Source organism: Streptomyces pactum, from assembly GCF_016031615.1.
In the GTDB taxonomy this organism is placed as follows: Bacteria; Actinomycetota; Actinomycetes; order Streptomycetales; family Streptomycetaceae; genus Streptomyces; species Streptomyces pactus.
Map to the genome: position 1 here is coordinate 6,563,263 of NZ_JACYXC010000001.1, position 13,926 is coordinate 6,577,188.

At 78.3% G+C, this 13,926-nt stretch carries 1 protein-coding gene and 1 pseudogene; both read left to right on the top strand.

Going from position 1 to position 13,926, the window contains the following annotated elements; all coding sequences use genetic code 11:
* Positions 1-444 precede the first annotated feature (444 nt).
* A pseudogene (locus IHE55_RS31780) lies at positions 445-5,583 on the top strand (acyltransferase domain-containing protein); the annotation flags it as partial.
* Between the two features lie 667 nt (positions 5,584-6,250).
* A complete protein-coding gene (locus IHE55_RS25985; RefSeq protein WP_197991244.1) occupies positions 6,251-13,909 on the top strand; it encodes a type I polyketide synthase in 7,659 nt (2,552 codons plus the stop codon).
* The last annotated feature ends 17 nt before the right edge of the window (positions 13,910-13,926 follow it).

The following is a 13,926-nucleotide window of genomic DNA, read 5'->3' on the forward strand; positions in this document are numbered from 1 at the left end:
TGAGGCGTGCGGTCGGTCGGTCTGTGATCACGTACAACAACGAACTCATGCCTATCCGCGGCAACTTGAGCCCCAGTGGAACCTCGCTCGCCCGCGGGTCGGACGGCCGTTTCGCCGCTGGTCGGCGCCGGACCGGATTAGGGATCTCCCTAATGAGGCGTCAGGGGCCGTTGATCGGCACCCGCGGCCTCCCCTTGACTGGGCTCCCGGCGCGTCCCGCGCCGTGGGCCCCGGAGCGGTCGGCGAGGCCGCCACGCCCCGTACCGGCCCCGGCAGGCCCGGCGCCGCGCGGGGACCGACGGCGGACCGGTCGGCGAGGCCGGCCGGCCGGGCGGCGTGCCCGCGCCCGGACACGTGCTCCGGACACCTGCTCCATCCCTCTCCCATTCGTCGAACAGCCCACGTCCGTCACGAGCGCGCGGACCACAGCCAGGGGGCCCTCACATGCACGAAGCCGATCTGCGAGACGGTGACTCCATCGCGGTGATCGGAGTGGCGCGCCCGGCGCCGGAGCACCACGGTCCCGGCGCCAGCCCGGGCCCCCTCCACGACCTGCCCGGGCCCCGCCCCGCGGACGAGGCCCTGCCGGCGCTGACGGCGGCGTGGACCGCCCTGGAGGACGCGGGGCTGGCGCCGGACCGGCCGGCCGTCCCGGTGGCCCTGTTCGCCGACGACACCGCGGTCACCCTCCCCGACGGGCCGGACGCCGCCCTGGGCCACCTCGCCCCCCGCCACCGCGGACCGGACCCGGTGGCCGCGGCGGTGGCGGCGCTGCACGCCGGGGAGTGCCGGCACGCCCTGGTGATCGGCGCCGGCCCCGCCGGAACCGCGGCCGCGGTCCTGACCACCGCGGCCCCCGGCACCTTCCGCTACCGCCTCCAGCCGCCGCCCGGCGCCGCGGCCGGCGTCCCCGGGCTGGTGGACGCCGCGCGGCGGCCCGCGCAGACGGACGAGGACGGTCCGGACGGGGACGGTCGGGCCGGGGACGACGGTCGGGCGGTCCCGCTGCCGCTGTCCGCGCACAGCTCCGGGGCGCTCCGCGCCCGGGCCCGCGACCTGCGGGCGTACCTCGCCGCCCACCCCGGCCGGCCGCTGCGGGACATCGCCCACTCGCTGGCCATCACCCGGTCCGCCCACCCGCACCGGGCCCTGGTCGTCGGCACGGACCGGGAGCGGCTGGCCGAGCAGCTGGACCGGCTCGCCGACGGTGCCGCCGGCCCCACGACGGTCCGCGGGACCGCCCGGGAGCCTGGCCGGACCGCCTTCGTCTGCCCGGGCCACGGCCCGCAGTGGCCCGGCATGGCCAAGGAGCTGTACGAGACGTTCCCGGTCTTCGCCGAACGGCTGGACGCCTGCGCCGAGGCGCTCGCCCCGCACGTGGACTGGCCGGTGCCCGACGTCCTGCTGGGCGCCCCCGGCACACCCCCGCTGAGCCGGCCCGAGGTCGCCCAGCCCGCGCTGTGGGCCACCACGGTGGCCTTGGCCGACCTGTGGCGCTCCTTGGGCGTGGTCCCGGACGCGGTGATCGGCTCCAGCGCCGGCGAGATCACCGCCGCCACCGTGGCCGGGGCCCTCACCGTCGCCGACGGCGCCCGGGCCGTCGCCGTGTTCAGCCGGGCCCAGACCCCGCTGCTGGGGCGCGGGGTGATGCTGTCGGTGCTGGCCCCCGCCGATGAGGTACGCCCCCGGCTCGCCGGCTACGGCGGCGAGCTGGAACTCACCGCCGTCTACGCCCCCCGGTCGGTGGTGGTCTCCGGCACCCCCGAGGCGGCCACCGCGTTCGCCGCCGAACTCGCCGCCGACGCGGTACGCACCTGGCGGATCGCCCTGGGCATCGCCGGCCACAGCCGGCAGGTGGAGCCCCTGCTGGACCGGCTCCGCGAGGACCTCGCCTTCCTCACCCCCCGCGCCACCGGCATCGCCTACTACTCCGCCACCACCGGCACCCCGCTCGACCCGCGCACCCTCACCGCCGACTACTGGTGCCGCGTCATGCGCAGCACCGTCGAGTTCGAGGCGGCCACCCGCGCCCTGCTCACCGACGGCCACGGGGTGCTGCTGGAGGTCAGCCCGCACCCGGTGCTCACCCACACCGTCGAGGAGACGCTGGCCGACGCGGGGGCCGAGGCCCTGGTCACCGGCACCCTCCGCCGCTACCAGGGCGGACCGGCGCGCCTGTTCACCGCGCTCGGCGAGCTGTACGCCCACGGCGTGCGGCCCCGCTGGTCCGGGGTGTTCGCCGGCCAGGACGTACGGACGGTGCCGCTGCCCACCTACCCCTTCGCCACCGACCCGGCCGAGGACGGCGACGAGCGGCCGGAGCCGGCCACCGCCGCCCCCGGCGGGCGGACCGCCGGCCACCCGGCCGGCTCCACGGCGGCCCGGCTGGCCTCGGCCGGACCGGCCGAGCGGCGCCGTGAGCTGACCGAGCTGGTGCACACCGCCCTCGCGGAGGTCCTCGGCCCGCAGACCCCCCGTTCCCTCGACCCCGGGGCGCCGCTGTCCGAACAGGGCCTGGACTCGGTGGGCGCCACCGAACTGCGCAACCTGCTGAACGCCGCCACCGGACTGGACCTGCCGGTGACCCTGGTGTTCGACCACCCCACCACCGCCGCGATCACCGACCGCCTGGACCGCGCCGTCACCGGCGCCCCCGACTCCGCCCTGCCGCCCGCCCACCACGGCCCCGCCGACGACGAGCCGGTCGCGATCGTGGCGATGAGCTGCCGGCTCCCCGGCGGGGTGCGCAGCCCCGAGGAGCTGTGGGAGCTGGTCTCGGCCGGCGGCGAGGCGTACACGCCGTTCCCCACCGACCGCGGCTGGCCCGGTGAGGAGCTGTACGACCCCGAGCCCGGCACGCCCGGCCGCACCTACCAGCGGGAGGCCGGGTTCCTGCTCGACGCCGACCGGTTCGACGCCGCGTTCTTCGGAATCTCCCCCCGCGAGGCCCTCGCCATGGACCCCCAGCAGCGGGTTTTGCTGGAGATCTCCTGGGAGGCGCTGGAGCGCGCCGGCATCGATCCCGCCACGCTCCGCGGCGACCGCGCCGGGGTGTTCGTCGGCGCCATCGCCCAGGACTACGGCCCCCGACTGCACCAGGCCCCCGCCGACCTGGAGGGGCACCTGCTCACCGGCAACACCGCCAGTGTCGCCTCCGGCCGCATCTCCTACGCCCTGGGCCTGACCGGGCCGGCGGTCACGGTGGACACCGCGTGCTCCTCCTCCCTGGTGGCCCTCCACCTGGCCCGTCAGGCACTGTTGCGCGGGGAGTGCACCCTCGCCCTGGCCGGCGGGGTCACGGTGCTCTCCACCCCGGGCCTGTTCGTGGAGTTCGCCCGCCAGCGGGCGCTCGCCCCCGACGGCCGGTGCAAGGCGTTCTCGGCCGACGCCGACGGGTTCGGCATCGCCGAGGGCGCCGGCATGGTGGTGGTCGAACGGCTCTCCGACGCCCGCCGCAACGGCCATCCGGTGCTCGCCGTGCTCCGCGGCAGCGCGGTCAACCAGGACGGCGCCTCCAACGGGCTGACCGCGCCCAGCGGCCCCTCGCAGCGCGCCCTGATCGGCCAGGCACTCGCCGCCGCGGGGCTGACGCCGGACCAGGTCGACGCCGTGGAGGCACACGGCACCGGCACCCGGCTGGGCGACCCGATCGAGGCCGGGGCGCTGATCGAGGCGTACGGCCGGCACCGGACCCCGGACCGGCCGCTGTGGCTCGGCTCGCTGAAGTCGAACATCGGCCACACCCAGGCGGCGGCCGGGATCGCCGGCGTCATCAAGACCGTGCTCGCGCTGCGCCACGGCCGGCTGCCCCGCACCCTCCACGCCGAGCAGCCCTCCCCGCACATCGACTGGTCCGCGGGCACGGTACGGCTGCTCACCGAGTCCCGGCCCTGGTCCGCCACCGGCGCCCCGCGCCGGGCCGCGGTCTCCTCGTTCGGCGTCAGCGGCACCAACGCCCACGCGGTCCTGGAGCAGGCGCCGGCCGAGGACCCTGCCGGGCACCGGGAGCCGGCCGCCGCCGGGGACAGGGAAGACGCCATTGCGGAGGAGCCGGCCACCGCGGGCGGACCGGCCGCCGCCGCGGAACCGGAGCCGGCCGCCGCGGACGAACCGGGAGCCGCGGGCGGGCCGGACGGGGCGGACGCGTCCGTCCGGGCGGTGCTGCCGTGGGTGCTGTCGGCCAGGAGCGAAGCCGCGCTGCGCGCCCAGGCCCGGCGGCTGCGCGCCCATCTGACCGCCCACCCCGGCCCGGCACCCGCGGACGTCGGACACTCGCTGCTGGCCACCCGGTCCCTCTTCGAGCACCGGGCCGTGGTCGTCGGCGAGGACCACGACGCCCTCCTCGGCGGCCTGGCGGCGCTCGCCGACGGCGAGGAGAGGGACCTGGTGGTCACCGGCCGGGCGTCCGCCGCCACCCGCGAGGCGGTGTTCGTCTTCCCCGGCCAGGGCTCGCAGTGGCTGGGCATGGGCGCCGGACTCTGGGACGCCTCACCGGTGTTCCGCGCCACCCTCCAGGAGTGCGCCGACGCACTGGGCGACCACGTCACCTGGCCCGTGGTGGACGTGGTGCGCGGCACCGCGGACCCGGCGCTGCTGGAGCGGGTGGACGTGGTGCAGCCGGCGCTGTGGGCGGTGATGGTCTCCCTCGCCGCCGTGTGGCGGTCGGCGGGGGTGCGCCCGGCGGCGGTGGTGGGCCACAGCCAGGGCGAGATCGCCGCCGCCTGCGTGGCCGGCGCGCTCACGCTGGCGGACGCGGCGCGCGCGGTGGCGCTGCGCTCGCGGGCGCTCACCGTACTCTCCGGCACCGGCGGGATGGTGTCGCTGGCGCTGCCGGCGGCCACGGTACGGGAGCGGCTGGCCCGGTGGCCCGGACGGATCTCCGTGGCGGCGGTCAACGGGCCCCGCTCGGTGGTGGTCGCCGGCGACCGCGACGCGCTGGCGGAACTGGTCGACGCCTGCGAGGCCGACGAGATCAGCACCTGGTGGCTGCCGGTGGACTACGCCTCCCACTCCTCCCACGTGGACCGGGTCCGCGAGGACCTGCTGGCGGCGCTGGAGCCGGTCCGGCCCCGGCCGGCCACCGTACCGATGATCTCCACCGTCACCGGGGAGCCGGTGACCGGAACCGAACTGGACGCCCGCTACTGGTACCGCAACCTGCGCGAGACGGTGGAGTTCGACACCGTCGTCAGCGGCCTGGTCGCCGCCGGGCACCGGGCGTTCATCGAGGTCAGCCCGCACCCGGTGCTCACCGTGGGGGTCCGGGAACTGGTCGAGGCGGTGGCCACCGACGCGGTCGTGGTGGGCACCCTCCGCCGTGACGAGGGCGGACCGGACCGGCTCGCCGCCTCACTGGCGCGGGCGTTCGTGCACGGGGTGCCGGTGGACTGGAGCGGGACCCTCCCGGGCGGGCGGCGGGTGGACCTGCCGACCTACCCCTTCCAGGGCCGGCGCTACTGGCTCGACCCCGCGCCGGCCGCCGGCGGCACGGACCGGCACCGCGACGACGGCGACGACGCCTTCTGGGCCGCGGTCGAACGGGAGGACCTGGCAGAGCTCTCCCGCACCCTGGGCGCCGACGGCGACACCTCCCTCGCCGCCCTGCTGCCCGCGCTCGCCGGATGGCGGCGCCGGCGCACCGAGGAGGCCGCCGTCGACGCCTGGCGGCACCGCGTCACCTGGCGGCCGGTGGACATCCCCGCCGACCCGGTGCTCTCCGGCCGGTGGCTGCTCGTCGTCCCGGCGGACCGGACCGGCCACCCGTGGGCGGCCGGCGCCACCGAGGCGCTGCGCGGCCACGGCGCCGAGGTGGTGACCGTCGAGTGGGACGGGGACGACCGTGCCGCCCTGGCCGAGCGGCTGCGCGACGCGTCGGCCGGCACCGCCCCCGACGGGGTGCTGTCGCTGCTGGCCCTGGACGAACGGCCGGAGCCCGGCCACCCCTGCGTGCCGCGCGGACTGGCCGCCACCGCCGCGCTGATCGGGGCGCTCGGCGACACCGGGACCGGCGCGCCGCTGTGGCTGGCCACCGCCGGCGCGGTCTCCACCGGCCCCTCCGACCCCGTGGTCGCCCCCCGTCCAGGCCCAGGTGTGGGGGCTGGGCCTGGCGGCAGGGGCTGGAACACCCCGACCGGTGGGGGCGGGCTGGTGGACCTGCCGGCCGCCGCCGACCGGCACGCCGTGCGGCGGCTGGCCGCGGTGGTGGCCGGGCCCGGCGACGAGGACCAGTTCGCGGTCCGCGCCACCGGGGGTGTCGGTACGGCGGCTCGCCCCCCGCGCCGGCCGCCCCGGCGGGCGACCCGCTCCCTTCCGCCCCCGCGGCACCGTCCTGGTCACCGGCGGCACCGGCGCGCTCGGCGGCCATGTCGCCCGCTGGCTCACCGGCCGCGGAGCCGCACACCTGGTGCTGGCCGGCCGCCGCGGACCGGACGCCGCCGGGGCCGCGGAACTCGCCGCCGAACTCGGCGCCGCGGGCGCCACGGTGGAGGTGGTCGCCTGCGACACCGCCGACCGCGCCGCGCTCGCCGCGCTGGTCGCCCGGCTGGAAGCGGAGGACCGGCCGGTGCGCGCGGTGTTCCACGCCGCCGGGGTCGCCGCGTCCCGGCCGCTGGCCGACACCGGCACCGCCGAACTGGCCGACGTCCTCGCCGCCAAGGCGGCCGGCGCGGCCCACCTGGACGAACTGCTGGCGGACCGGGACCTCGACGCGTTCGTGCTGTTCTCCTCCGGCTCCGCGGTGTGGGGCGGCGCCGGTCTGGGCGCCTACGGGGCGGCCAACGCGTACCTCGACGCCCTCGCCCAGCGGCGCCGGGCCCGCGGCCTGCCCGCGCTCTCGGTCGCCTGGGGCATGTGGGACGGGCCCGGCATGTCCGCTGGCGGCACCGGCGCGGCGCTGCGCCGGCTGGGCCTGCGGCCGCTGCCGCCGGAGCGGGCCCTGGCCGCCCTCGCCGGCGCGCTGGACCGCGGCGAGACCACCGTCACCGTCGCCGACGTCGACTGGGCCCGGTTCGCCACCGGGTACACCGCGGCCCGGCCCCGCCCGCTGCTGGACGAGCTGCCCGGCGTGCCGCCGCGTACCGCCGAGGAGCCGGACGGGCCGGCCGGCCACGGACCCGGGACCGGCCTCGCCGCCTCGCTCGCCGCCCTCCCCGAGGCCGAGCGGCACCGGACGCTGCTGGAGCTGGTCCGTGCACAGGCCGCCGCGGCGCTGGGTTCCGCGCCGGAGGAGATCGCGGTGGACCGGCCGTTCCGCGAGCAGGGCTTCGACTCCCTGCTCGCCGTGGAGGCCCGTAACCGCATCAACGAGGCCACCGGCCTGCGCCTGCCCACCACCGTGGTGTTCGACCACCCCACCCCCGAGGCGCTCGCCCGCCACCTGGGCACCGCGCTGCTCGGCGCCGGCACCCGGGCCGCACCGGCCACCGCCCGGCCCGCCGCCGCGGCCGCGGACGAGCCGATCGCGGTGGTCGCCATGGCGTGCCGCTACCCGGGCGAGGTGCGCGGCCCGGAGGACCTGTGGGAGCTGGTCCGCGCCGAACGGGACGCCGTCGGGCCGTTCCCCACCGACCGGGGCTGGGACCTGGACCGGATCTACGAGGAGGACGCCGAGGCGGCCGGACACAGCACCACCCGCGAGGGCGGCTTCCTGTACGACGTCGCCGCGTTCGACGCCGACTTCTTCGGCATCTCCCCGCGCGAGGCGCTCGCGATGGATCCGCAGCAGCGTCAGATCCTGGAGCTGTCCTGGGAAACGTTCGAACGGGCGGGCATCGACCCCAGGTCGCTGCGGGAGAGCCCGACCGCGGTCTTCGTCGGAGCCTCCGCCCAGCGCTACGGCGGCCCGCTGGACCACGCCCCGCACGGCACCGACGGCTACCGCTTCACCGGCGACTCCACCAGCGTGCTGTCGGGGCGGGTGGCCTACGTGCTGGGGCTGCGCGGCCCGGCGCTGACGGTGGACACCGCATGCTCCTCCTCCCTGGTGGCGGTGGACCTGGCCTGCGCCTCGCTGTGGCGCGGCGAGTGCACCATGGCGCTCGCCGGCGGGGTGGCGGTGATGGTCACCCCCACGTCCTTCTCCGAGTTCAGCCGGCAGGGCGGGCTCGCCGCCGACGGGCGCTGCAAGCCGTTCGCCGAGGCCGCCGACGGCACCGGCTGGGGCGAGGGCGCCGGCCTGCTGCTGCTGGAGCGGCTGTCGGACGCCCGCCGCAACGGCCACCCGGTGCTGGCACTGGTACGCGCCACGGCGGTCAACCAGGACGGTGCCTCCAACGGGCTGACCGCGCCCAGCGGACCGGCCCAGGAGCGGGTGATCCGGCAGGCGCTGGGCACCGCGGGGCTGACCGCCGCGGACGTGGACGCGGTGGAGGCGCACGGCACCGGCACCACCCTGGGCGACCCCATCGAGGCCCGGGCGCTGCTGGCCACCTACGGCCGGGACCGGCCGGCCGACCGGCCGCTGTGGCTGGGCTCGCTGAAGTCCAACATCGGCCACACCCAGTGGGCCGCCGGGGTCGGCGGCGTGATCAAGATGGTGCAGGCGCTCCGGCACGGCCTGCTGCCCCGCACCCTGCACGTGGACCGGCCGACCTCGCACGTGGACTGGGACGCGGGCGATGTGCGACTGCTGACCGAGGCCCGGCCGTGGCCCGAGGCCGGCCGGCCGCGCCGCGCCGCGGTCTCCTCGTTCGGCGTCAGCGGCACCAACGCCCACGCCATCCTGGAACAGGCCCCCGCGGCGGCGCGGCCGGAGACCGGACCGGCCCCGGACACCGGCGACGGGCGCACCCCGGTGGCGTGGGCGCTCTCCGCCCGCACCCCGGCCGCCCTGCGGGAGCAGGCCGCCCGGCTGCGCGCCGCGGTGGCGGACCGGCCCGGCACGGACCCCGCCGACGTGGCGCACTCGCTCGCCGCGGGCCGCGCGGCACTGGAGCACCGCGCGGTCGCGCTCGGCGCCACCCGCGCCGAACTGCTCGCCGCGCTGGACGCGATCGCCGAGGACCGCACTTCGGCCGGCGTGCGTCGGTCCGCCCCCGGCGGCGGGAAACGCGCCGTCCTCTTCCCGGGCGCGGCCGCCCCGCGCCCCGGCACCGGCCGGGAACTCCACGCCCGCTGCCCGGTGTTCGCCGACGCGCTGGACGCGGTGTGCGCCCACCTCGACGCGCACCGCGACCTGCCGCTGCGGGAGGTGCTGCACGGGGACGACCCGGCGCTGCTGGACGACCCCGCACACGCCGAACCCGCGCTGTTCGCCCTGGAGGTGGCGCTGTTCCGGCTGTGGGAGTCCTGGGGCCTGCGGCCGGACGCCGTCGCCGGCGAGGGGGTCGGTGAACTCGCCGCCCTGCACGTGGCCGGGGTGCTCAGCTCCGAGGACGCCGCGGCCCTGGTCGCCGCGCGCGCCGCGCTGCCCCGCCCGCTCCCGCACGGCGGCGCGCAACTGCTGGTCGCGGCCGGTGAGGAGGAGGCCGTCCGCTACCCGGCGGTCCGCGACGGCCGGGTGACCCTCGCCGCCGTCCACGGACCCGGCTCGCTGGTGGTCTGCGGCCCCGAGTCCGAGGTTCGCGACCTGGCGGCCGACCTCCAGCGCCGCGGCCGGGAGGTCAAGCGGCTGCCCGGCGGACGGCTGTTCCCGCTGCCCGTACCGGGCGCGGACGACCCGGCCGCGGAGGCGTTCCGGCGTGCGGTGGAGCGGGCCGTGTTCCGGGCCGCGCGCCTGCCGGTGGTCCCGCTGGGCGACCCGGACCCGGACGGGCCGGACGGACCCGGCACCGCCGACCACTGGCTCCACCGGCTCGCGCGGCCCGCCCGGCTCCCCGACGCGGTCGCCGCGCTCCGCACCCGTGGCGTGACCACCGTGGTGGAGGGCGGCCCGGGGGACGCGCTCACCGCGGCCGGCCGCCGGACCGCCCCGGAGACCGCCTTCGTGCCCCTGCTGCACGGCCGGTCCGAGGCCGAGGCGGTGGTCACCGCCGCCGCGGAGCTGTTCGTCCACGGCGCCGCGCCCGACCCGGCCGCGTACGTGGCCGGCCAGGACGCCCGCCGGGTGGAGCTGCCCACCTACCCGTTCCAGCGGGAACGCTACTGGCTGCCCTCCGACGGAGCCCCGGCCCCCGACCGGGCGGCGGCCGGCCTGGGCCTGACCGCCACCGGGCACCCGCTGCTCGGCGCCGCCGTCGCGCTGCCCGAGGACGGCGGGACGCTGCTCACCGGACGGCTGTCGGCCGGCACCCAGCCGTGGCTCGCCGACCACGTGGTGGGCGGCCGGGCGCTGTTCCCCGGCACCGGCTTCGTGGAACTCGCCCTGCACGCGGCCCGGCACTGCGGGCTGGACCTGGTCGAGGAGCTGACCCTGCGCGTCCCGCTGACCCTGCCCGAGCGGGGCGGCGTGCAACTGCGCCTCACCGTCGGCGCCGCGGACGACGACGGCCGGCGCCCGCTGGACGTCCACGCCCGCGCCGAGCACACCGGCCCCGACGGGCCGTGGACCCGGCACGCCTCGGGCACCCTCGCCGACGGCCACCGCAAACCGGTGGAACTGCCCACCTGGCCGCCGCACGAGGCCGAACCGCTGGACACCGAGGGGATGTACGACCGGGCCGCCGGGCTCGGCTACCACTACGGCCCGGCGTTCCGGGCGGTCCGCGCGGCCTGGCGGGTCGGCGAGGACGTCTGCGCCGAGGTCGCCCTGCCGGCCGCCGCCGAGACCCCCGGCAAGCCGTTCGGACTCCACCCGGCGCTGCTGGACGCCGCCCTGCACGCCCCCGTGCTGCGGGCCATGGAGGCGGACGGCGGCGGGACGGTGCTCCCACTGAACTGGGCCGGGGTACGGCAGCACGGCCCGGCCGGCTCCGTCCTGCGGGTCAGGTGGTCGCCGACCGGCCCCGGCGAGATGGCGCTGGCCGTCGCCGACGAGCGCGGCCGCCCGGTCGCCACCGTGGACGCGCTCACCATGCGCCCCGCCGACCTGGCCCGGCTCGGCGGCCCCGGCGAGGCGGCGGACCGGGCGCTGTTCGAGGTGGAGTGGCTGCCGGTCACCGACACCCCGGACACCCCGCCCGCCGGCCCGCTGACGCTGCTCGGGACGGACGACCCCGGCCTCACCGCCGGCCTGACGGTGGAGACGGTGGACGGCCCCGGCGCCGCACCGCCCGCCCCCCGCCCGCTGGTCGCGCCCTGCCCGGTGCGGTGCCCGGACGACGCCGGCCCGGCCGGCACCGCCGCCGCGGTGCGCGCCGCCACCCGGTGGGCCCTGGACCTGGCCCGCACCTGGGCGGGCGAGGACCGGCCCGGCACCGGCCGGCTGGTGGTCCTCACCCGCGACGCGGTCCACACCGACCGGCCCGACCCCGCCCAGGCCGCCGCCTGGGGACTGGTCTCCTCCGCCCAGTCCGAACACCCGGGCCGCTTCGCCCTGGTGGACCTCGACGCCACTGACGCCTCCCGCGCCGCCCTGCCCGCCGCGCTCGCCACCGACGAACCACGGCTGGCGGTACGGGACGGCGAGATCACCGCGCCCCGGTTCACCCGCGCCCTCCGGCGGCCCCCGCTGGCCGTGCCCCCGGCCGCCGGCCCCTGGCGGCTGGACATCGAACGCAAGGGCTCCCCGGACGGCCTGGCCCTGGTGCCCCACCCGGCGGCCGACCGGCCGCTCGCCCCCGGTGAGGTACGGATCGCGGTACGCGCCGCCGGGGTCAACTTCCTCGACGTCCTGCTCACCCTGGACGCCGGCCCGGACGGCTACGAACTGGGCAGCGAGGTGGCCGGAGTGGTCACCGAAACGGCCCCGGACGTCACCTCCCCGGCCGTCGGGGACCGGGTGATGGGCCTGGTCACCGGACAGCTCGGCCCGGTCGCGGTGGCCGACCGGCGGATGCTCGTCCGCGTCCCGGACGGCTGGTCCCACACCCGGGCCGCCTCGGTGCCGGTGGCCTTCCTCACCGCGTACTACGGACTGCGGGACCTCGCCGGGCTGCGGGCCGGCGAGGCGGTGCTGATCCACGCCGCGGCCGGGGGCGTGGGAATGGCCGCCGTACAGCTGGCCCGCCACTGGGGCGCCGAGGTGTTCGCCACCGCGAGCCCCGCCAAGTGGCACGCGGTACGCGCCGCCGGTGTCCCCGCCACCCACCTCGCCTCCTCCCGCGACCTGGCGTTCGCCGAACGGTTCGCCGCCGCCACCGGCGGCCGCGGGGTGGACGTGGTCCTCAACTCCCTGGTCCGCGAGTTCACCGACGCCTCGCTGAACCTCCTGCCGCGCGGCGGCCGGTTCGTGGAGATGGGCAAGAAGGACCTCCGCGACCCCACCGTGCTCGCCACCACACACCCCGGGGTGAGCTACCACACCTACGACCTGGCCAGCCCCGGACCCGACCGGATCCAGCAGATGCTCACCGAACTGGTGGAGCTGTTCGAAAGCGGCGCGCTGCGCCCGCTGCCCACCGCCACCTGGGACGTACGTCGCGCCCCCGACGCCTTCCGCCATTTCGGCCGGGCCAGGCACATCGGCAAGCTGGTGCTCACCGTGCCCCGCGCCTTCGACCCCGGGCACACCGTCCTGGTCACCGGAGGTCTGGGCACCCTCGGCCGCGCCCTCGCCCGCCACCTGGTGACCGCCTGGGGCGCCCGCCACCTGCTCCTCACCACCCGGCGCGGCCCGGCGGCCGACGGCGCGCAGGAATTCCACGACGAACTGCGCGCCCTGGGCGCCGAGGTCACCGTCGCCGCCTGCGACGTCGCCGACCGGGACGCGCTCGCCGCGCTGCTCGGCTCCCTGGACCGCCCGCTGGGCATGGTGGTGCACGCCGCCGGGGTACTGGCCGACGGCGTACTGGCCGCGCAGACCCCCGAACGGACCGACCGGGTCCTCGCCCCCAAGGTGGACGGCACCCTCCACCTGGACGAACTCACCCGCGACCAGCCGCTGTCGGCGTTCGTGGTGTTCTCCTCCGTCGCCGGGACGCTCGGCGGCGCCGGGCAGGCCGGCTACAGCGCCGCCAACGCCGCCCTGGACGCCCTGGTCCGCCGCCGGCGGACGGCCGGACTGCCCGCGGTCTGCCTCGCCTGGGGACTGTGGGCCGAGACCAGCGGACTGACCGGGACACTGGGCGGCGCAGACCTGGCCCGGCTGACCCGGGCCGGCATCACCGCGCTCACCACCGAGGACGGCCTCGCCCTCTTCGACGCCGCACTCGCCGACGGCCGCGACCTGCTCGCCCCGGTACGGCTGGACCCCGCCACCCTGCGGCCCGGGCCCACGGCCGGCGCCCCGCACCCGCTGCTGCGCGCCCTGGTCCGCCCCTGCCGGGCCGGCCGTCCCCGCCCCCGGCCCGCCGCCGGACCCGGTACCGCGCCCGCGGCCCCCGCCCCGGCCGGCTCGCTGAAGGAGCGGCTGGCGGCCCTCCCCGCCGAGGAGCGCCACCCGCTCGTCCTGGAGGTGGTGCGCACCGAGATCGCCAACGTCCTCGGCCACGCCACCACCGACCGCGTCACCCCCGGGCGGGCGCTGAAGGACCTCGGCTTCGACTCCCTGACCGTCATCGAACTGCGCAACCGGCTCAACGCCGCGACCGGGCTGCGGCTCCCCGCCACCCTCGCCTTCGACCACCCCACGGCCACCGCGATCGCCGACTTCGTCCTCTCCCGCCACCCGCTGGACGCCCCCGGCACCGGCACCGACGTGCTCGCCGAGATCGACCGGCTGGAAGCGGCCGTCCTGGCCCTCGCCAAGGACCCCGCGCACACCGCCGCCGCCGAACGGATCGACACCCGGCTGCGGACCCTGGTGGCCCGGTGGGGCGGCGCGCGGGACGGCGGACCGGAGCCGGCGGCCGAGCAGGACCTGACCACCGCCACCGACCGCGAACTCTTCGCGTTCCTCGACGAACAACTCGAAGCCCAGGACCCCGACCAGTGACCGGCCCCGTTCACGAC